General features: G+C 38.0%; 16 protein-coding genes and 1 pseudogene. 4 read left to right on the top strand and 13 right to left on the bottom strand.

The window, feature by feature from the left end; genetic code table 11:
- The first annotated feature begins 1 nt into the window (after position 1).
- The 4 genes from NQ510_RS10500 to NQ510_RS10485 all read left to right on the top strand — a co-directional run bounded on the left by NQ510_RS10500 (position 2) and on the right by NQ510_RS10485 (position 3,558).
- Positions 2 to 1,072: an AAA family ATPase gene (locus tag NQ510_RS10500; protein WP_004300576.1), complete on the top strand. Its 1,071-nt coding sequence runs from the start codon at positions 2 to 4 to the stop codon at positions 1,070 to 1,072.
- Positions 1,073 to 1,386: 314 nt separating this feature from the next.
- A complete protein-coding gene (locus tag NQ510_RS10495; protein WP_032855182.1) occupies positions 1,387 to 1,806 on the top strand; it encodes a plasmid mobilization protein in 420 nt (139 codons plus the stop codon).
- Positions 1,803 to 3,014: a hypothetical protein gene (locus NQ510_RS10490; RefSeq protein WP_004300579.1), complete on the top strand. Its 1,212-nt coding sequence runs from the start codon at positions 1,803 to 1,805 to the stop codon at positions 3,012 to 3,014. The genes NQ510_RS10495 and NQ510_RS10490 overlap by 4 nt, the downstream gene beginning before the upstream one ends.
- A gap of 4 nt (positions 3,015 to 3,018) precedes the next feature.
- Entirely contained in the window at positions 3,019 to 3,558 is a 540-nt protein-coding gene (locus NQ510_RS10485) for a hypothetical protein (RefSeq protein WP_005826873.1), read from the top strand.
- A 120-nt stretch (positions 3,559 to 3,678) separates the two neighbouring features.
- On the opposite strand, the pseudogene NQ510_RS18895 reads toward NQ510_RS10485, so the two are convergent.
- The 13 genes and pseudogenes from NQ510_RS18895 to NQ510_RS10415 all read right to left on the bottom strand — a co-directional run bounded on the left by NQ510_RS18895 (position 3,679) and on the right by NQ510_RS10415 (position 23,243).
- Positions 3,679 to 7,298: pseudogene (locus tag NQ510_RS18895) on the bottom strand (YobI family P-loop NTPase).
- 53 nt (positions 7,299 to 7,351) lie between these two features.
- Positions 7,352 to 9,172 carry a GmrSD restriction endonuclease domain-containing protein gene (locus tag NQ510_RS10470; RefSeq protein ID WP_004300582.1) on the bottom strand — a complete coding sequence of 607 codons (1,821 nt, stop codon included), beginning with the start codon at positions 9,170 to 9,172 and terminating at the stop codon, positions 7,352 to 7,354.
- Between the two features lie 23 nt (positions 9,173 to 9,195).
- Positions 9,196 to 12,126 carry a type I restriction endonuclease subunit R gene (locus NQ510_RS10465; RefSeq protein ID WP_004300583.1) on the bottom strand — a complete coding sequence of 977 codons (2,931 nt, stop codon included), beginning with the start codon at positions 12,124 to 12,126 and terminating at the stop codon, positions 9,196 to 9,198.
- A gap of 32 nt (positions 12,127 to 12,158) precedes the next feature.
- Positions 12,159 to 13,316, bottom strand: a complete 1,158-nt coding sequence (locus tag NQ510_RS10460) for a restriction endonuclease subunit S (RefSeq protein WP_005826882.1) — start codon at positions 13,314 to 13,316, stop codon at positions 12,159 to 12,161.
- A gap of 1 nt (position 13,317) precedes the next feature.
- Positions 13,318 to 14,301, bottom strand: coding sequence for a site-specific tyrosine recombinase/integron integrase (gene xerA, locus NQ510_RS10455; protein WP_004300585.1), 984 nt, complete (start codon positions 14,299 to 14,301; stop codon positions 13,318 to 13,320).
- A 57-nt stretch (positions 14,302 to 14,358) separates the two neighbouring features.
- Complete coding sequence (locus tag NQ510_RS10450) at positions 14,359 to 15,489, bottom strand: restriction endonuclease subunit S (RefSeq protein ID WP_004300586.1); 1,131 nt, start codon at positions 15,487 to 15,489, stop codon at positions 14,359 to 14,361.
- Positions 15,482 to 17,014, bottom strand: a complete 1,533-nt coding sequence (locus NQ510_RS10445; protein WP_004300587.1) for a type I restriction-modification system subunit M — start codon at positions 17,012 to 17,014, stop codon at positions 15,482 to 15,484. The genes NQ510_RS10450 and NQ510_RS10445 overlap by 8 nt, the downstream gene beginning before the upstream one ends.
- 5 nt (positions 17,015 to 17,019) lie before the next feature.
- A complete protein-coding gene (locus NQ510_RS10440; protein ID WP_004300588.1) occupies positions 17,020 to 18,513 on the bottom strand; it encodes a type I restriction-modification system subunit M in 1,494 nt (497 codons plus the stop codon).
- Between the two features lie 36 nt (positions 18,514 to 18,549).
- On the bottom strand, positions 18,550 to 19,923 hold the full coding sequence (locus NQ510_RS10435; protein ID WP_025813877.1) for an ATP-binding protein: 1,374 nt from the start codon (positions 19,921 to 19,923) through the stop codon (positions 18,550 to 18,552).
- Between the two features lie 117 nt (positions 19,924 to 20,040).
- Positions 20,041 to 20,361: a helix-turn-helix domain-containing protein gene (locus NQ510_RS10430; RefSeq protein WP_004300590.1), complete on the bottom strand. Its 321-nt coding sequence runs from the start codon at positions 20,359 to 20,361 to the stop codon at positions 20,041 to 20,043.
- Positions 20,362 to 21,082: 721 nt separating this feature from the next.
- The gene (locus tag NQ510_RS10425; RefSeq protein WP_004309326.1) at positions 21,083 to 21,715 is read right to left on the bottom strand and encodes a hypothetical protein; all 633 of its coding nucleotides are present in this window, start codon (positions 21,713 to 21,715) and stop codon (positions 21,083 to 21,085) included.
- Positions 21,716 to 22,265: 550 nt separating this feature from the next.
- Positions 22,266 to 22,778, bottom strand: a complete 513-nt coding sequence (locus NQ510_RS10420; RefSeq protein WP_004309325.1) for a hypothetical protein — start codon at positions 22,776 to 22,778, stop codon at positions 22,266 to 22,268.
- 117 nt (positions 22,779 to 22,895) lie between these two features.
- Positions 22,896 to 23,243 (bottom strand): hypothetical protein, encoded by a 348-nt coding sequence (locus NQ510_RS10415; protein ID WP_004309324.1) that lies wholly within the window; start codon positions 23,241 to 23,243, stop codon positions 22,896 to 22,898.
- Positions 23,244 to 23,247: the final 4 nt, after the last annotated feature.

Genomic DNA, 23,247 nt, shown 5'->3' with positions numbered 1-23,247 from the left:
GATGGAGAAGACGGACAATACGACTCCTTCATGTGAAGAATTGGCGGTTTACATGGAAGATTCAATCGTGAGCGTGACGAATACCTACGAGCAGTCGCCAGTGGTGCTGATGGTAGACGATGCTGTTATCGGTACATTAGGAAACTTCAGTGCGTCCATCGGAAAAGCCAAAAGCAAGAAAACCTTTAACGTATCGGCCATAGTCGCATCGGCATTGAGAAACAGCACCGTTCTTCATTATCGGTCCACTTTTCCCGATAATAAGCGAAATATTCTGTACATCGACACGGAGCAAGGACGACATCATTGCCAGCAGATATTGAAACGAATCCTACGTTTAGCTGAATTGCCGGAAGACAAGAAACCGGATAATCTGCTCATGCTGGCTCTACGCAAGTTCTCCCCTAAACTACGTCTGGCGATAGTCGAACAGGCCATTGGCACAATACCGGATTTGGGATTGGTCATCATAGATGGCATTCGTGATTTCCTGTATGACATCAATTCTCCCGGTGAATCTACCGATATCATCTCCAAATTCATGCAGTGGACGGACGACAGACAGATTCACATCCATACCGTACTGCATCAGAACAAGAATGACGAACATGCTCGTGGTCACATCGGCACTGAACTCAACAATAAAGCGGAAACCATTATGCAGATCGAGGTGGATAAAGAGGACAAGACCATAAGCGTGGTCGAAGCCGTGCATATCCGCGACCGTGAGTTTGAACCTTTCGCTTTCCGCATAAACGAGGAAGCCATACCCGAACCGGTAGAGTCCTATCTGCCAAAAGAGAAGAAGACCGGACGACCAACCAAAGGACCGTTCGATCCGGACAAGGAGATTCCAAAGAATGTACATCGTCCAGCATTGAATGCCGTTTTTGCCAATGGCAACATCAACAATTACGATGATTATATAGAACGCTTGCAAGAGGGTTACGGATTACAGGGTATAAAACTCGGTTATAACAAGGCGGTAAAGGTCGCAACATTGCTCAGTGACAAACAAATGGTTATAAAAGAAGGGAAAGATTATGCCTTCAATCCAGAATACCATTATTGAGTTCAACTTTACTTTATTGTCGGGGCGTATATATAAGAATAAAGCAAAGTAGTCAGGGGTTGCACACAAGGTATTCATTCTATCCCCCCTCTTTTAGATGAATATCTTAGTTTCTGGTTCAAATCCGTCTGCCGATTCTGTATGTACATCCAATATGGCTTGCCGGAAAGCATCAACAGGTATCTGTTGCAAGATATGCCAAGGTATAACCTCACTACGTTACGGTTGTACACTGGCACTCTTGCCTGCTCAGTTCCCTCGCCGGTGCGGTACTCGCAAGCTCGCACCTATTCACAATTATAACAATGATTCAAATGAAAGAAGATATTGAAAATACATCGAACTCCTCTAAAGAAACCAGAAACGTCTTCATCGGAGCGAAAGTCACTCCTACTCAAAAGGAGTATATAAAATCAATGGCTACCCAATGCGGTATGACCATAAGTGATTACCTATTGTCGTGTGCCTATAACTTCAAGCCCAAAGTGAGACTTACGAAAGAAGAAGCAGCCCTGTTGCAGAATCTGGACGATTGTCGGGCAGACCTCGTAAAATACACCTCCGCCCTACACGGAATGTCCACAAAGCAGCGCATGGCAATGTTCAATCAGATTCCGTTCATGGTCAACTGGCTCAAGGAACTTGGCAATGTAGCCGAAAGTGTCTGCCAGTTCCTGAATACTGTAAAAGAGAAGAACAAAATTCCGTCCAACCTTAAATCCGAAGAAGAATGATTGCAAAAGCCAAAGCCATATCGCACGGCATCAACGACCTCCGTTACATTACCGGTGAATCACAACATAAGAAGCATCCGGAGAAAATTTATCGGGTATTGGACAATCTGTTGCCCTCAGAACCGGACGCTATGGGGATATGGAACTCCATGCAGTTGACCATATCCCAGCATCGCCCGATAAAGAACTCCGTTATCAGAATCGAGTTGAGTCCATCGCCCAAACATACCCAATTCTATGACATCGAAGATTGGCAAAAACTTTGGCAAGATTTCGCCGAGGAGTTCGACAAACAGGTGATTACCGGCAAGGATGGAAAAATCCGTTCCTGTCCAACCAATTTAGCTAACAGTAAATACTCTGTTTGGCTGCATACAGAATCCAAAGGCGAAGTTCCCCACCTCCATGCTGCGGTCTGCCGTTTGGATGAAAATGGCAATATCAACAACGACCATAACATTCATCTTCGGGCGCAACGTGCCGCCGAGCGAGTGGCAAAGAAACGTGGCTGGACGACTGCAGAACAAATCAGAAATCGTAACATTCCACAAGTGAACCGGGACTGTATGGAGGTGTTGAAAGCAATGCCATCATGGTCATGGGATGAGTACAAGAACACTCTTATACGGAAAGGTTATACCGTCCATGAAAGAGAGGACAAGAAAGGTATTCTTCGTGGATATGCCCTCATGAATGGAAACACCAAATACAAGGCTTCAGAATTGGGAATCGGCAGGAACCTGATGGTCTCGAAACTTCCTGCGACATGGGAGAAACTGCACCATCAGTCAGCTACCGTCATTAGAAATAATGCTCCCAAAGCCGTTCAACAGGCAGCGATACATAAGGTTGCTCCTATTGACTATACCCAATATCTCACATATAGTCAGGATATGATTTCCTATGCCCTCAGCCATGAAGGTAAGGATTACAGATTCTATATTCCGGAAAAAATACTTGACTGTTTTAATGACGAATTTGATTACAGGTTTATTGCCAACTGTCAGGAACTTACCGATATGGCAGTAGCTATATTTGTCGGACTGATAGATACCCCCAACGTAACAACCGGTGGAGGTGGTGGAGGCTCACAAAGCGACCTTCCGTGGAGAGACAAGGATGAAGACAATTTGCAATGGGCTCGCAGATGCGCTCATGCCGCCAGTCGTTCGTTAGGAAAGAAACTGAAAACAGGATTAAAACGATAAGCCCATGAAACCGAACATGAAAAAGAAATTCGATTTTTCCTCGGAAATGAGTGAAGCGGAAGCCATAAAAGCCACTCCCAAGAATGAATATCTGGAGGAAGAAAAGCAGTTACTCGATATCAACGCAAAGGAACTTGTCAGCCTGAATGACAACGTATATAAGCTGAGAACAGAAGTTGAAAATCTATCCGACTCTATACATGAGTGCAAACCTATTATTTCTGAAGAAATACAGAAGTTAGCAGTAGAATTCGGTGCGACCCTTCTATACAATTTTCTCAGCCAGATTGAGAGCAAATGTAAGGAAGCCGAGCGAAGAATAAAGAAAGCCAGCAATGCCATCCCCATCCCAGATACGGCATTCTACATTTTGATTACCATTGTAGTTGCTCTATCTTCTTTTTTCGTGTGCATGATAGTAGCTAATGCAGAGATTTTGCATTCCGGATTGATTTGGAAGGCTGTTATTGGTTGTATTCTTATGGTTGTTTTGGGGATTGGTATTGCTGTAATTATACAGAAGTTTTCGGACAGGGATAAATAAACGAAAAGTCTCAATCGGATAGGAATGCTATCGGTTGAGACTTTATTTTATTCGTTATCAAACAATCCCTTTTCTTTCCATAACTTTAGTTATAAATTCCTCTATTCTCTTGCATTTGATTTAGTGATTACGTTTATGACTTACACGAAGTTTATCATCATCTTCTCTATATGATGAGATATATCCAATAGTTTTTAGCTTCCCTAAAAGCATTTCATTCATGTGATTATTTTCTATAGTAGCCTTTTTTGATTTATCTGTAATACTTCGATAAGAATCGCCTAAAGACTCTATTAATTCTGTCACAATGTCAAAATCATCTCTAAACTTTTCAACCAAGTCTATCAAAAAAGACAATCGCTCTGGCAAATTAGTAGAGGCGACCAAAATGTTCTTCTCTATGTCATAATCAAATTTTTCAATATTGTTTTTCAACACAGGAAGAGTGATATTTGCCAATTCGTTATCCCACACAATATGAGGAAGAAAATGTTGAACTACACTTAGAGCTTTTTCACCGATTACTCTTGGATTTTTCATAAGATGCTTGTATAGCCTCATATCTGTAGGCAACTCCTCTATTTCTATAATACACTCATCCAAATACTTATCTACATAATAAGTAAGTACATCACTATGATTGTCTCTAATTGTTGTCGTATAATATGTGCTATATGGAAGCATATCAGCACAAAGTAACGACTTAAAATGAGCGTTATCTACACTGTTAATATCCGCATCCTTAAATGTAACTCCATCAAAGATTTTGACAAGTTTATCGTATACCAAAATTTCAAAATCTGATGTCAATAAAGCACTGTGTGCCAGTAGTTCTTTCTGAGTATCATCCAATTCAGATATATCTGTTAATTCATCAATATGTTTGGTAATGAATATTCGCAAACTGGAAATCATTACATTATTCTGACTCTCATAAAATGCATATATCTCAGGCCATGCTGGTATAACTATATCAACTTCAATAGCGAACTCCCACTGTATATTGTTAACATCGGAAAGAGAAACTTTATTCTGTTGCCCAGAAAGGTATTTGCGTTTTGTGTCCTCTGTTATATCCTCAGAATTAATAATTTCAAGAATAATTCCCACACTCTCTTTTTTTGCCGTATCTGTAATAAATACATTATTTAGTGCATTGTCAAAACATTCATCTATATAATCTGATATAGATTTAGCTGATTTACAGCTCCTCAGTATTGTAACATTTAAAGGATAATTATCCAATGTTTCCACCCTCTCATTTCGATAATGAACAAATGCGCATACAACATTTTCTGGTGTCAACATATATGCTTTGTTTTCTACAACATACTCAAGCAAACACCTAGACTCTGCATCTATATCTGTAAAAATCAGTTTTCCATTCGACACTATTTGTTTGATTGTATCAAAACCTATGAGATCTACTCTATGAGATATAAATGCGAAGTGTTTATTCAACCAGTTACGACTTTCTTTGGTGGAATGGTTCAATTCGAGGAATCGTAACCAAGACTCGAATAATTCATCGGAATTCTGTTTCACGAAGATCTTCCATAATCCATCAACGATACTGCCCAAATGGTTGAAAAGCGAGCTTGAATCTTCAACTGATTTATAGAAGTCAATCAAAAAGTCCCACTTTTTATTATGCATAATAACTTGTGCTATCGAATGAAGTTTTGAGTTATTTGCTTCTTCAAGATGCTGACAAATACAATCGACCACCTGAATATTCAATATACTTACATCGTTGTAACATTTATCAGGAATGTTTTTTACGCACTGCCCTACTTTATCTATATGATAGTCATACGGCAAACTATGCCGAAGTTTTAATTCAAGGATAAATCATGGTCGTGCTTATTAATTGACTTACCAAAAAAGAAAGATATATAATCAAAGTAATCTTCATTTATAAGTCCTTCTTTCAAGAAAACTTCAAGCATTTTAGAGACATTGAGTTCACTAAAAATTTTATGCGTCTGCATATCAACATCCAGCAACAGTTCTTGTATTGGAGTAGCATAATGATTATTACGAGATAATTCTAGTATCTTGATTTGTTCACGATATCTTTTTTCCCCTTCTCGCAAGGCTTCTAATCGCTCATGGTAGGTAAAGGTAGAATTAACTATTTTCTCTATTTGACTGAATTGAATATTGCAACTATCTTCAGATGTATCATAATAATATCTAACACCATAATATGTGTTAGTTTGATGCCTCTTAAAACATTGATATCGAAATGAGGATTGCGATATAAAGGAATTAAATAACGTTTCATTTTCTGCGATATCTTCAAGAGGTATAAAATTGTTTTCGACAAAAAACAAAAAGGCATTATTTTCATTTTGTTTTGATAATTTTCTACGATACCCTTCAATATAAATCAGCCTTAATTCTTTTTCTTGTATGGCATGTGTCGCTTCTAAAGATTGAAGTTTTTTAGTTATTCCATTAATACGCTCGTCAATCTGTCTATTGCGCTCAACCAATAATTCACTTTTCTTATGCAAACAATCATACAAAACACCCTTTCCTTTATGCAGATCAGCAAAATCTTTTGGATGGTAGTTTTTATATACAATCATTGCAAGAAGTTTGTTTTGATCAAGTTTCTCATCAAGTTTTTCTCTATATTGGGCATATTCATTGACAATATTCTTCAGTAATCTCATATCGTCAATGAAAAAAGCCAAACTGTCTATTACCTCGACATTAAGATCTGAATAGCCTTTTATCTCTAGTTCCTCTTTCAGTTTGTCTGCCGAGTTTGAAGAATTGATTATTGGGATTACAGTTGTGATATAATCAAAGAATTTAGTACGTTCTTCATCAAAAAACATATCATCTTTAACCGCATAAATGAACGTAACTTTACGCCCCACAGAGTTTGACTGATTCAAGAGTTGATTTACCTCTCTTAACTTAAGAAAAATATCCGTATTATCAAATCTATCTAAATCTTCTATAATCACAACATTATAATCAGTAACCTCAAAGAAATAGACAATCTCATCCATGTGCTTATTGAAAACGGATGTATCTTCTTTGTTTTCTTTTAATTCAATCTCTCCATTCTTTAGATTTAACTTATTCAGTTTACTATTACTCAATGATTTGACAGTCTTTTGAACGAATATTATTGTTGCAACAAATATATATGATAGAGCAAAAATATCAGACCATTTATTTAATACTGGATTACTTAAGCGATTGCAAATCCAATCCACCTCCAAAAATGATGGTTCAAATACAATAATTAAGGCAACAATATAAAATATTATTGCAAAAGATAAAGCATATTGAGCCCAAGTTGATTTATGATAAATCCTTTTTAATCTGGAGTTATAAAGCGTCTCTTGTTTTTCTTTATAAATAAGTTGTTGAAGAATGCTGTATTCAATACGATTATTCATCGTATCAATATCTATTTTATTCTTTTTATCATCTAATGGTGACTTTAGAGTAGCAAGAGATATTGAAAGATATTTGTATTTACGATAGTCTTTCATCAAAGAGCGAAGAATGGAACTCTTACCGGATCCATAAGGACCAGTAAGAGCAATGTTCAATATGTCTTTCTCTTCTAGTTTTCGTGCAAGATTCAAAACACTCCTATACTGCTTCTTATCACTTTCACTATCACGATTAAGCAGAGCAGGAGTTAATGATACTTGTTTATCATCCTCCATCGAATTATTTGCACATATTTTCTTCCAAAATCTCCAGTTCATTTATTTTCAGCTATTTATTAATCATATTTTTCTAGTTTGTTACAGATTGCTATCTATATTAAAGCAACACCAAATTCACGGATTGTTTCTTCGCTATCTCTTCCTGAGACAGATTTGCCTGTCGCTTGCTCTATTCTGTCAAGCAATTGTTTTGCTCGATCTATGAAATAAGCATTGAAATCATCTAATGCAAGATGAGCATAACTTACCTTATGTGACTCTATAGCTTCCTGTATCTCAACTTGTTTTAATCCCTTATTTGCCATAGTTCCAATATAGGTACTTGGTGCATGTCCTCCTATTGAACGATTGGAAGATGCATAAATTGGAGTCTTATTAATGACAGAATTCCATTTTATACGTGGAAGGTTATTTTTCTCGCAATAAGTTTGAGGGAATATATGATGAATATCAGCATCTTCATCAATGTAAGATGCTATATCCATACGATGACCTGTCATAAAATCAAGTGGTGAATCTTGTAAGATAAGTGCCATAACACCTTTGTACGCTGCACTATTCCTAGTCTGCATGGTCAATAAACGAGTTGGTTGTATATTGGAACGATATACAGTCTCTGGCATTTCACCACCTTCCATCCAACGGAATACGCCCATTATATCAGTTGCAAATCTAGCTTCATTGGCACCCCCATATAGTTCACCCATTACGCCACACCAATACCAACGAGACAATAATTCCTGTTTGCTTCCAAGATGCAACATTTTTTTATTTTCGTTGTCGTATGCAAAGATTGCAGCAAGTGGAATAAGTTGTGACGAATATGGAAGATCTCTGGAACGGAAAATCCCCTGATGTACTAAGAAATCAGCTGCATCACAGAAACCTTTAATCAAAGCGTCATGATACTTCAAATAATCTTTCAATTCAAGCCTAAGAATGTCTTTTTTCTTACATGTTACAGCCACACGCTCATCATCACCTGAAACCACTCTTTTATAATATGATACCAACAGAGTCATTGCTGCCAAAAAATTAGCGCCAGTGATTTCTTTCAATAGCTCGCCATTTACTTTTTGAGCAAAAATATGACGAATGGTCTCCCAATCTTTTCTCAATTCATGTCCTTCAGCAGCAAATGTAGCTGTGACGAGTTCGAAAACCGTAAGAGGTACACCACCAGTGTTTACATTCTCAAAAATCTGGCAGACAGCTTCTTTCGGGGTTTCTTTATCAAGCTGAATTATAGGTATGTTATACTCTAAAATTGGGCGAAGAATCTGCTGTGAGAAATCACGGAATAAATTTCTATACTCTCTATCACCTTTGTAATAGTCTTCCATATCATAATGCCAATCTTCCGTATCATTATGAGAAAACGTAATATTCAAGGGAAACATCAGGTTCTCAAATTCTTTCTCTCTTGTGGATAAGTCCAGCGTTACATCACGACCAATATTTGTTGTAAGCTGTTTCTTCTCTGATACAGATATGATTGCTTCCAATCTGTCCGCAGTAGAGTCTAGACATTTACGAATATCTAGATAATAATAGCGTTTGATAATTGTATCTCGATTGGTCTCTAATCGAGTATTAGTTGCTTTCTTACTTTTCAAGACCTGATATAAGGTTGTGAGTCGCTGTTGTCCATCGAGCACAAGCCACTCAGGTGTAACTTCTGATATAGAATCCACACCTTCAAATGTGCGATACTTAAAACGGATATGCTCACCACCATTAGCCAAAAACATCGCTGCACCCATTGGGAAGCCAGATGTGATACTTTCTATTAGTTTACATATCTTCGTGTCATCCCAAACCCAACTACGTTGAAAGTCGGGTAATTGAGCCTTACCTTCTTCAACCATTTTTAGAAGGTCATCAAGTTTCTTATCGTGTGATTCAACAGCCATAACAAATTTATTTTATCAACCAATTAATAATACATCTCAATATACTGATAAGCCTTATCAAAAACTTCTTGATCTTTAATCTGGTAGTTAACCCACAGAATAGAACGTAGTTTCTTTTTTATCTCTCGCTGAGCTGTAATGCTTTTAAAAGCATCTTTAAACTTACGTACAATAGCTACCACATTTTCATCTATATCAGCAACTACACGTTCTACAATGATAGGAGTATCCTCAGTTCTAATTGATTCAAACAACTCCGTAAGAGCAGCTTTAGCTTGTTCCCTCTTGTCAAGAGGTTGATTTGAGTTTTTTTCTTCCTCAAGCACTTCTTTAGCAAGGGTGAGCAATCCTCGGAGGAAATCAATACTAGTTATAAGATTTTCCTCCATATGACGGCGCAGTTCATCCAACTTCTCAGCAAATGCCTTGTAATTGGGGTCTCCATGATGCTCTCCTAACCTCAAACGAAGCATTTTTTCCACTTCCAATATCTTTTTAGGATTGTCTTTGGCTTGCTCCAACACCATATCAATTACATCTCCATCTACCACAAGATCCTCAAGTGGAGTCCCAATATCAATTGTATCAATGTTACGATGAATGATTTCAATGGTTTTAGCACCCAATAAAGTCCATATGAGTGATCCTCCGGTACTAACAGGACGTACACTTTGATATACCTGAGCCAGCCAAGTATAATCCGCCTGATAAGCAGCCAGCATTGCATCCGGGCTTACTGTTTCCCAAGCTTTAGCCAATCGTGAAAAATGTTTTGCAAAATTCGTTTTTGTAGACTCATCAAGTAAACATTGCTGGGCAGCTTGCAAACCTTCCCAACCACCGATTGTCCGGTCTACACCAGGGAAAAAGTCAATACACTCTTGCAAAAATTGAGGTATCAACACTTTTATCTCATCAATATTCTTTACAACCGTTTTTACCGTCTCCTCATCAAAAGCAAGGCTTTTGGCTACATTATCAAATACACCAACGAAATCTACAATCAGACCACATTTCTTATCAACATTGTACTTTCTATTCGTACGGCAAATAGCTTGTAACAACGTATGATCCTTCATTGGTTTATCAAGATACATACATTGCAAAATTGGAGCATCAAAACCTGTCAACAGCTTTGAAGTGACAATCACCATTTTAATCGGTGACAATGGATCACGGAATTGGTCAAGAAGTTTTCTTTCTTGTTCTCTATCACGACGGTATGCTTTATACTCATCAGCTTTATCGCCAGCCGTATGCATAACGATAGTGGTTGCATCTTCCGAACCCAAAAGAGCATCAATCGCTTTCTTATATTTCACACAGCAGTCTCGGTTATATACCACGACTTGAGCTTTCATTCCAGTGGGCTCTACATACTCTTTGAAGTGATTTACAATATAACGTGCGACATCGTTAATTCGCTTCTCTGCTGTAAAAAATGCTTCAACAGAAGTTCGTTTTACTAATTCGTTCTTTTCGTCCTCGGATATTTGATCGGTCAGTTCATCAAATTCTTCTTGTAATTGAGTTTCGTTAAGATGCATCTCTACCGGCACTGTTTGGAAATTCAATTCAAGCGTAGCTCCATCTTCAACAGAATTTTGGAAAGTATATTTTGAAATATATCCACCTTTCTCTAAATCCTCATCAGCTCCAAAAGATTGAAAAGTATTCTTATCTCGTTTATTGATAGGCGTTCCGGTAAGGCCAAAGAAAAATGCATTAGGTAATGCATTGCGCATTTTTTGTCCTAAATCCTTTTCCTGAGTTCGGTGTGCTTCATCTACCAATAAAATGATATTATCTCTTTCATTCAGTACACTATCAACATCTCCGAACTTGAAAATTGTCGTTATCAGAATCTTGCGCTGATCCTGCTTGAAAAATGCAACTAACTCATCTTTTGTCTTTGCAGATTCTATATTAGGAATATCAGCACGAGTAAAATCGCCCGTTATCTGATCTTCCAAATCAATACGGTCATCAACGATAACAACTGTGGGAGCATGTAATTCGTTCTGCAAACGTAATTTTTGGGCAGCAAATACCATCAACCATGATTTTCCCGAACCTTGGAAATGCCAAATAAGACCTTTCTTCGGACCTTGTTTCTCTCGATATGTATTTAAGACACGCTGAACAATAGCTTCACCACCTATATATTGTTGATAACGGCAAACTATTTTTATTTTTTTGCCTGATGATGTTCCTGTAAAAACACTATAGTAACGATATATATCAAGCAGTCGGTTTGGTTGAACCAACCCCATTACGTTACTTTTAACCGACTCTATTGTACCATGCTGACGACTTTCATCATTAAACCAAGGTCCCCATTTGTCAACAGGGGCACAGATGCCGGCATATTGAAGTTCTTTACCTTCTGTAGCAAAGGTTAATATATTCGGAACAAACATTTCTGGAATGCTCTTTTCGTAATGCAGCATATCAATGGCTCCGTCAGCCCATGTTATCTGAGGGCGAACAGGAGATTTTGCTTCACCAACACAAACCGGAATTCCATTTATCAGATAAACCAAATCCAAACGTTTACCTCCTTCAACAGAACTACGTGGAAACTCCCATTGATTGGTCACTACACAATAATCTTCGACCGCATCTTCGCTAAAGAATCTGATAGGTATATATTCACCATCCTTTCCAAAAGGCTCTGTGTTTTCATTAAATAATAATGTACGAAAACGGTCATTGGCAGTCACCAATTCATCATAATTACCTCCACAAGTAATAGCAGCACGGAGTTTATAAATAACTTGCTCCGCTTGTTGACGTGTTATTGGATTTAACCTGACAAGAGCTTCCAATAGCCATGATTCAACAAGGACAGAATCAGAACTACGAGGTATATCCTGTGACTTTACATACTGCCAACTACTTTGGGTTGCAGCTTCTATGAGCATTTGCTCCACTGTATTGTCTTCGTTAAACATATCTATGGTTTTTATTGTTATCAATTTAATAATTAAGCGATTTTCCCTAATTCGTCACTCTGTATGTCATTCAAATATACTAAAGCTTTTTGAATGACAGATTTTGATTTGTCGGCTTGTCTATATATTGCTTCAAAACGCCTTTGTTCCTCCATCGCAGGCAATCCAACCATAAAATGGTCCAGATATGAAGCACTAACTCTTTTCTGCCCGCCTGTTCCAGACATATTTTTTGCAGCACGCTCACGAAATATAGGCATTCGTGTTAATGCTAACAGCCAATAGGGACTAGATATTCCGTTAATTGGCCGCAATACATGAAATTCTGTAGATCCCATTCCTATACCATTTGTAAGTCCATGTACAATAGCTCCTTTGCCATTCTCCATACAAGGTGTAATTTTGGCAAACAAGACATCATTATTCTCAAAATATGTAAAGCCTTTTTTTACTTTTCCATATTCTTCGTCAGTCATATCTACCAAATATCCATCCTCACTTACCGCCGGCATAGGAATAAAAGAGACTTTATCGGTGTCGCAAAGAGCAATGTTAGGACGTCTTGGATTTAGAATACAACATTCTCCTAATCTTTTCAACTCATTCTTCTGATTTAAAGAAAGAGGATTCCCAAACATCTCGATAAATTGCGATTTGAAGTCGCCAAATTTTGATTTATCGACCTGTTCTGCTATGAAAACGAATTCAAGTTGTTTGTCCATTGGCGGTAAGATACAATCAAAGTTTCTTAACTCAGTGAGCGGCATTCGTGGCATTTTAGTACCTCCAGCTATATCATTTGCATAATTAACGAACTGATTACCCCGCAACAGATGACTCAAAAATACTTTATGCAATTTACTAGGCTCTGGACGTAATGGAACCAGTTCTGTCGTTGCCATTCCAGGCTCATCTGGTATCACAACCTTGTTTAAATAAGGCCTTAATTTTGAGAATAGTACATTCCCTTCATCAAAGGATTGAACAGATAAAGCATTCTCAACATCTTCATAGACCTTCTCTATTATCCTACCAGTATTTGATTCTATCATATCAAGATTCAATAGCCAGATTTTGCCAGATAGTTGCTCTTTAGAAGGCATTTCCGGGGCGACATCTTTAATCTTAGCAGTCTTCCAACCTTTTGTATTCGTAACAGGATTACCAAACATCTCGATAAATTGCGACATACTAACCAATAAATTTACGGTGAGACATTTTTACATTTGTCTGATTCACCATAGCATATTGCAATGTTGTATCAAGACTTTGATGCCCTAAGAGATGCTGGACCTGCTCTATAGGCATACCTTTATCTATCGCCATTGTCGCCAACGTACGGCGAAATTTATGAGGATGCACCTTAGGAATATTCAATTCACGCCCCAAACGACGTAAACGTATTTCCACACCACTTATCTGTAAGCGATCGTAAGGTGCTAATAATGAAACAAACAGGGCAGGATTGTCATCTATCCGTTCTGCCAAATAACGTTGTAAATGTATCTTTGTACGAGCATCGAAATAAACTCGACGTTGCTTATCTCCTTTACCGGTAACGATGCATTCCCGGTTTTCAAAGTCTATATCGTTCCGATTGAGTTTGACCAACTCCCCGACACGCATACCAGTAGAGGCCAACAAATCAATCAAGGCTAAATCGCGAATACCTTCGCAATGGTCACGCATTTGTTCTAACGCTTCATCGGAGTATGTTTCTTTGACTGTTTTTCCGACTTTTACTTTATGAATCCGACGTACCGGACTCTTCACAATATAATCCTCATCCTCAAGCCATGAAAAGAAACTTGACAAAATGCGACGTATATTGTCTACCGTAACCTTTGTAGCACCGCTTGTCTGCTGATAATCATTTAAGTAATTACGCAAGTCATCAGTAGTGATATGGCGAATATTTTTTTCTATTTTCCTGATAGCATTATTTAATGTACTTCGATAATAGTGCATCGACTTATCCGAACAACCTTCGACTCGTTTAGCCGACAAAAAACTATCTATTAATTCACTATTACCACTGCACTCTTCATTGTTCTTAGACGACACGTTGATATCACGAAAGGCATAATCTAGCACCTTTCGTAATTGACTCATTTGCTCATTGTTTAAAACTCCCAGCATAGCCTGCTCTATGTCATTAATCAGATTCTCTATCATATTATTAATAAATTTGTTATCCAATTAAGCCGCAGCTATCAACGTATCTCTCTTATTCTATCCGTTTATTAAACTCTTTATGACTTTATCGATATTTTCAATACACTGCTTCAACTCAAATTTTGATTTATCGGCTTGTGTGAGGACCTCAACAAACAAGATTTGTTCATCCATACTAGGAACAGGAACTTTCATTTTCTTGATATCTGAGAATACGATATCAACTTGATTTGTAGAACCAGTTACATATTGCCTGTATATTTCTGCTTGCGTATCATTTAAAGAAAGGTATGTATTAAGCACTTCTGGAAGAATCACTGCTCTATCTGTTGACAAGGCAATCACATGTCCATCATTTATGTAGGTATTATTGTCTGAAGGACAAATAAATACACAACATCGTCCAAGAGTACCATTTCCAGTTGCATTCAAGAGAACATCTCCTGATTCAAGTATTCTCTTCCTAACTGGGATTTCCTCGTTGTGGTATTTTATATTACCCAAACGTTGACCATCCCAATGGATACATGCTTGATTAATCACTAAGACAGAAGAAGATTCAACATATTTTGGCGTTATCCCCTTATTCATGATTGGACAAACCGATTCAAGGGTTTGCTTATTATGAGTATTATAATACATCTCGATAAATTGCGATTTCACCATTTCATCAGTGGCAACAAGTAGTTTCTTATAAGCCTCCTTCAATCGATAGGCTGCCCATAATTTATCAACAAGAACTTTTTGTTCCTCTAATGGAGGTAATTCAAACTCAAAATCAGCCAAATCAGAAAATAACACATAAGGATTTGTAGAACCTTTTGATTTAGCTATCGACCAAGTCGTAAAATCCTTTGATAGCATAATGAACGGCAACAAACGTTGCTCAAATGCATGAGGATCTTTCGTTTCAAAAACAAAAGTAGTATTAGCACATACTCCTTCAAAATCAGCAACTGCTATTTTCTTTAGATATGTTCTTCTTGAACCATACAAAATCTGACCTGGTTTAAATACACGAATAAAAGCAGGTCCAACATCATCTGTTGTAAAACATCCTTTCCTATGTATGGTTAAATCCTCCGAATCCATATGATCGCCTGCAACATAGTATTCATACGGATTATTTAGACGATCTATATTTATCTTCACATCTTTAACGACATCTCCAAACTTTACCCTACTCATATTTTAGCATACTTAAAAGATTAGCAACTTCGATATGCATTGATCTTGAAGCCTCAATCCATTTTGGGAGTGATTCATCCAAAATGTATATTTCATTTGTTCCTTTTTGCTTGACATAACTTTGTATACTAAGCAAACTCTTATTATTATCTATATCATTTATATCAGCAACTTTTGCAAAATATTCTATATCTTCAAAATTTTCATAAGCAGAAATAATTTTCTGGATGTGAGTATTTTCTAAATAACTTTCAGCATTCTTTCTTGATACCTCTCCTTTTGCGTCAATAAAAATAACTTTACCTTTATGACTATCTTCTTTTCTATTTTTGCAGATAATAATACAAGCCTCCATAGAAGCATTAAAAAATAGATTAGGACCAAGTCCAATTACGCAATCTACAATATCTATTTCAACTAATTTTTTGCGCAACTCATATTCTTCATCACGAAATAGTACACCATGGGGAAACAATATAGCACACCTACCAGTATTTCTATCCATCGAAGCAATAATATGTTGAAAAAATGCATAATCAGCTCTTCCTTGCGGAGGCGTTCCCAAGAAATTACGTCCCCACTTATCATTCATGAATTTTTCACGATTCCATTCTTTGATTGAATAAGGAGGATTTGCCAGAACAATGTCGAACTTACGAAGATGGCTGCCATCCAAGAATGCAGGATGCTCCAACGTATCTGCACATGCAATCGAAAAATCTTCAACTCCATTCAAATAAAGATTCATTCGTGCAATAGAAGAAGTCAAGCCATTCACCTCTTGTCCGAACACCTGTACACTCTGCCACTCTGCACCTTTGTTGCGAAGATAGTCTAAACATTTAACCAACATACCCCCGGAACCACAAGTTGGGTCATAAATGCTTTCATTCGGTTGTGGCTGCAGTATCTCAGCCATAAGTTGAACGACTGTTCTATTCGTATAGAACTCCTGAGCAGTATTTCCGGCATCATCGGCAAACTTTCCAACAAGGTATTCGTATGCCTGCCCCATCTCATCGGCAGGACAAGCCTTTAGGCTCAACGTATATTTAGAAAAATCCTCAATCAACGAAGTAATGATATTATCAGGCATCTTCGCCTTATTGGTCCAGCCATCCTTAGGTCCGAAAATACCTTCTAATCCTCCGATTTTTCTACCATCCATTTCCTTAGCAGGATTGGCTTGCTCAATGGCAATAAATGCTTCGACTAATTTATTACCAACATTTTCCGTCACCTCACGAACATCTCTCCAGTGCGCACCATCAGGAATACGGATGGGGAGATCTTCTACTTGCATACCTGCATACTCAACTCCTCCTTCACACACAAATCCTTCAAACTGTTCATCATAAACATCGGAAATGCGTTTGAAAAAAAGCAAAGGGAAAATATACTCTTTATATCCTGCAGCATCAATCTGACCACGCAAATGAGTGGCAGCCGCCCAAAGGAAACTTTTAAGTTCATCGAGCGTAATAGGGTCATCAGGAAGACGATATTGTTTTACTTTTTCTGCCATATTGATTATGCGTTAATGAGTAATGAAAATTCGTTCTCCAATCGCTTCACATCTGCGTATGCTTGTTTGAACTCAGCCAACACTTCCGCATAAGGACGAATTTCCTCCTTGTGGTAAACCACATAGCGATTGGGCGAAAGATTATACTCTTTATCTCTTATCTCCTGCAATGTAACGATTCGAGAATAGTCCTCTTCATCGGAGTAATTTTGATAAAGTGAATATAACCTATCTATATCATTCTCTTCTAAAATATTCTGCGCTCTCTTTTGAGTTAGAATTTTGGAACCATCTATCATCAAAATCCGTCCGGAATGATGAGCCTGTTTCATTCTTCGTATTATCAAAAAGCACGGTGAAAGTCCAGTTCCATAAAACAATTTATCTCCTAATGTAACAACGGCTTCTATCAAATCACTTTCGACTAATTGTTTCCTTATTTCTGCTTCTTGATTTCCACGAAACAGAATACCTTGCGGCATTACAACAGCCATACGCCCCTTGCCGGAAGACATAGAACATATCATATGCTGAATCCACGCATAGTCACCACAACTATCACTCGGTGTGCCATAGATATTGCGCTTATATTTATCTGAACTCCATTCCGTTGCTCCCCAATTTTCAAGAGAAAATGGGGGGTTTGCTATAACACAATCGAATTTGGCGATATTACCACCTTGAAGAATTTTTGGGTCTCTCAATGTGTCGCCTTGCATTACATTAAAATCAGATGCACCATGCAGGAATAGATTCATTTTAGCAATGGCCGCATTCACGACATTCTTTTCCTGTCCGAATATACTTCCGCAGCAAAGAGAATCATCGTGCATATATCGTATAGCTTCGATAAGCATTCCTCCACTACCACAAGCAGGATCATATACAGTTTCCCCCGGTTGCGGATCGAGAATATGCACTAATAATCTCACAACAGAACGAGGAGTATAAAACTCTCCAGCTTGAGCCTTACTATCATCGGCAAACTTCTTCAATAATATTTCATAAGCATCACCCATTAAGTCCGCAGGGTAATCCTTATTACCAAGTTTTCGTTTTGATAGATGTTCTATCAGGTCACGAATCTTGCTATCATTGAGTATTGCTTTGTTAGTCCATTTCTGAGATGAAAACATAGATAGCACCCCATACAATGTATCTGGGTTTGCTATCTCTATCTGCCTCATAGCACCGACTATGGCAGCTCCAAGATTTTCTGTACGCTCTCGGACTTCTTGCCAATGACAACCATCAGGAATAACAAAACGATGTTGTTCTGGCAGAGATGCATACTCCTTATCACCACCACTTGATATTAAAGCTTCTTCTGTTTCTTCATCATAAACATCAGATATCCGCTTGTAATAAAGTAAAGGCGTGATATAATCCTTAAAATTATCTTGGCTTACAGGACCGCGTATTATATTACAGGCCTCAAACAAGAAATTGTATAAGTCCTGTGCACCTGTAAGCTCTTTATTTATTGTTTTTTTTGCCATCTAATAACTCTGTCAAATCGTAAATTTGATATCTCTTTACTTCATTAACTCTACAACATTTTCCGACAACATTGCATTCCCAGCATCATCTTTCGGAGCGTTCTTAAGGAACAGTACAGGAACGATAGTGTAGTTCTTAGCAAACGGCAACAGATTAGCTTTGCGGAGAAGCTCAGCAGTTAGCTGTTTGCCATTCTCCCCTGTTGTCCATTTACATTCTCCGACCAACAGATACTTTTTATCGAGCGATTCAGCCATCACGTCAAATTCAACTTGTTCCGGCTTCTTATCCTCATTGAGAACAGAGCCCCACCAGCGTTTTGCTTTGCCATAAACTACTCCATTAACAAGATTTCCTGTTACGGCATCCCGACACAGTTTTTCCCATTGCATACTCACATACTCAGAGAAATGAGCAGTCAAAGCCTGTTCTATGGGTAAGCGACGACCAAGTTCAATGAACGAACGATTAGGGACAACAAACTGATAGTAGAATGCCATAAACGGATCGGCAATCTTGTAGAGGCTCTTTTTCGCATTCTTTTCATCAATCCCGAACGGAACATCTTTTTCCAAAAAACCGAGATCAACAAGTTTCTTCAATGGACGCGACAGATTAGTTGCAGGTTCATTGCATCGTGCAGCAATTTCGGAAAGACGGTTTGCACCAGTACCGATATAAGACATTATTGTCGAAGTCTTGACTATATCCTTAACATCATCCTGAAACAGTTTTACCGGCTCCTCATAAAGAGTCCCATTTACAGAAAGGATATTATGCCACATGGCATCATCAAGCGAAATTCTGTTTTCCCTCAGTTCCCAATAGCGCGGCACACCGCCCCATATAGCATACTCTTCAATAGCGTTCATCGCATTAAGGTTCAATGCCTCCTGAATATAGGGTAAACGTATAGGGGTAAGTCTCATTATCTCATCAGCACGACCATAAAGAGGCGCAGTAGAATCAAGAAACAACCCATACATCATATTTTGTGATGAACCACAAAGCACCAGATTATACTTCAACTGTTTCTCATCAACAAGTTTCTGCAATACAGACGGCAGTTCAGGAGATTGCTCCACAAGATACGGAAATTCGTCCAAACACAAAGTAAAACGTTTGTCTGTTCGATAATTAACCGCACGAAACATCGACTCCCAATCGGGATACGACAACTTCTCAAAATCAGGAAACACCTGTGCTATCACTTTTGCAAGTAATGCCCTCTGATGTTGACCTTCCGAACGGTCTGCAAGGAAGTATACATCATTTTCTGACAACACCCTTTTAATAAGCGTTGATTTACCCAATCGTCTGCGACCATACATCACAACTAACGAGGATTTCTCTCTTGCAAGAGCATCCTTCAGTCGTGCTGCTTCATCTATTCTATCAACAAATTTCATATCCCACATTATTATGCAGTGCAAACATAATGTTTTTATGGCATAATACAAAATTTTAAGCTGTATTTTTTATCCTGATAGAGTCATTATCGACTTATATGCAGAAAAAAGTGAGTTTTATCTCTTTTTCGAAGCTCTTTTCCTTGTCTTCAAACTCAAATCCTGTAATGTTTTCCCTAGTTTGTCTTCTTTGGCCAACCACAGAATATCATCGTCAAGCTGTAAAGCATACAACACGCGCAAATATATTCCGATTGCCACTGTCGGCACACCTTTCTCTATTCGGGACACGGTCAACGGAGAACAGGTGGCACGTTCCGCCACTTGAGCTACACTCAGATTCCTGCGCAAGCGAGCCAGTTTAATCTGTTCTCCCACAACGGACATCTTTTGTTCTAATTTTCGGGGCAACTTAGTCCCCATTGTATTCTTTGCCATGTTAACTCATCATATAATATACAAAGATACTACTTTTTACTTATTTAATGATACATTACACATAAAAAATCGCATCAAAGCCATATAATCAGTCATAGACATAATCATTTGGAATAGAATTTCAAAATTAAATGCCATCATATTATTCATAAGCACAGTATACATCTACTAACAAATAAAATACTATTCGTTATACAGGCGTAAACAACCCCTCCTTGCTATGTCTGTTTAATATTAGTTTGACCATTCAAACGAAAAGTAACTTTACTTTATCCCTGTATTCATATATACACGCATTAAAGTAAAACTAAAAGAGGGAAGAAAGAAATAGCTATACCAAAATCGAAGACCACCCCAATTATAAGCTAAAAAATCCGTGAACTCATTTATGATTTTGCATCCATAATCAGCGAAATAATCACAGACATGCCCTATCTTTGCGAAACGGAGATTTAAGAGCAAAATAGAGTCATTTTTCTCTTTTTCCCTTCGTTTGAAAACAAACTAAGGTTAAAAGTGTTAAATCTTCGATTTTCGGCAAAAAAACAAGTAAATTTTTGAGGCTTCTATCTTTTAAACCATAAACTATTGACAATCAATTAGCATAATATGCTGCATCGGAATGTAAGTATTAAAAGAGGTAATCAACCGTCAGCATACTCGATCTTCAAACAGTCCACATCGGGGCTTCCCGATATGGTCTGTTTGAATTATAACTATATCAGTCTATGTCATAACCTATCACACAATCATCATTGATAAGCAGATAATAATAACCGTTACCACAATTTCGGTATTCCTTGCTGAATCCGGCTATCATATCACCATTCTCTTTCGGTTCACACCAAAGTGTCCCGTCATAACCGCAAAAGTCAAACCTATAGCTTGAATACTTCTCTTTCTTTTTGAAGGCTTCCCTGAAGCATGCCATCACCATGTAGCCGCAATACTTCTCGATGGTGCTCAATCTGATACATTTTCCGTCAATACCTGTTCCTGTGGTTATATGGTTCTCGTAAAGGGATTTTGTCAAATCCGCACCTGCAATCCTGCGCAACCAATCATTTGTATGTGTGGCAAGTCTGGCAAGTTTCTGGTATTTGAGAATCATCTTCTTTTCTGCCTCTTCTTCATTTTCAGTGGTCGGATAATAGACTTTCTCAATGCTTGACCAGGCATTGAAAACATAACCTCGTTTGCGTTTACCTTTTGCAATAATGCCAATCACTCCCTCTCCGTCACTGCGGTTAATGAACAACTTTCTACGTTCTCCACTAATTCTGACATACAATGATGTGGGGTTCTTTTCGTTGCGAAGATACTCTTCTGCCGGATGAATCTTTTGTACTTCCATATCTATAAGTATTAAAATTAATCATTTCCCTTTTGTGAAATCATGACAATTTCAAAGGGCTTCAAATTTTCACGCTCCCGATACTGTGAGACATGGAAGATAAGACAAGTAAATGGCTGTAGATTTGTATGGAATACCCAAATCTCTGATTTGCGGAAGGTTGCCATACCAATCTGAGACACATTAGAGAATCGGTACTTGGCGTTCGGACATTCACAGTAATTTTGCGGTGAAAATCTGACAAGCCGTGAATTGTCAGCATACAAAAAGCTTATGAAATATGCTTTAATCAATTACAAGAAGGCGAATTTAGATTCAACTATAAAGGGTTTATTTCATTTGTCTATCAATGATTTAGAGAATTATCTTTCATTCATCCAATGTCCACATGTATTCATGTCCACACGTTTACATATATACACCTATACAAGTGGACTTATATACATGTTTACATATAACCATGTATTCACGTCCATATGAATACATGTATACAAAAAGCCACCACCAAATCATAAGACTTGATGATGGCTCAAAGCTATATAAGACAATATCAATTGACGTAGGCGTAATTTACGTTGAAATAGGTGTCAGAAACCTTTGCAGTCGTAATGACCATTGACCTGTCTGAGTTCGTGAAACAGTATTCAAGTGTTGCCTCGTTCGCCGGAACAATCAGAGAATAATGTTCCTTCAAATAGTCGATAACCAGACGGCTATTAGCTATCAGCTCTGTATCTATTACCGAATACAATTCCCCATTTGAAGCATAAAAGCTATATAGGATACCCTCATTACCGTTGCCGGTTTTGTAAGTGAGTTGAATAGAACCAGCTATTGTTGCCTCCGATACAAGACCATATCGCTTCATTGAAAACTCCATATAGTTCTTGACCTCGTCTATGGTTGAACTTTCAACATGATAAGGCTCCGTCCATACTTTCAACTCCGGCTGAAGCTCTTCAACATCATCCAAAATGTTGTCTTTGCCACAAGAAGTTAATACCAATGGTACTGCCATTAGGAATACTACAATGGCAAATGAGAAGTATTTATTCATATTCATAATATTTTGATTGTTATTGACTTGAATATATCTGTGTATTCACGTGTACGTGTAAACATGTATATATTGCTACACGTACACATACCTATACGTACACATGGCTACGTGTATACACGTTTACATTACATCATTGATGCTTTTGGACTTGACTTTCCGAGCCTTGCCATGCTTCGCCTCGTATGCCTCGATGCCCTGTTTCATCACATACTCCATAAAGGCACGTATAGTGAAACCCTCCTTGTAAGCTATTGCCTGTACCTTATCTACAAGTTCCCTGGAGCAGATAAAGGAGAAATGCCGCCAGGAATTGTCCAGTTGCTCTTTACGTTCTGCCTTGACTGACCGTTTTTCCTGTTTCGGAATTGGCTTGGTCTCGGGTGTTTGTTCTACTGTTTTATTGTCAGGGCTGATAGCAGCACTGCCCAAAATATTGCCAAGCAGAATGTCCATATTGTTTTTTGCCATAGTT

This window comes from Bacteroides uniformis (genome assembly GCF_025147485.1).
GTDB lineage: Bacteria > Bacteroidota > Bacteroidia > Bacteroidales > Bacteroidaceae > Bacteroides > Bacteroides uniformis.
This window is presented reverse-complemented; position numbering and strand designations above follow the sequence as displayed.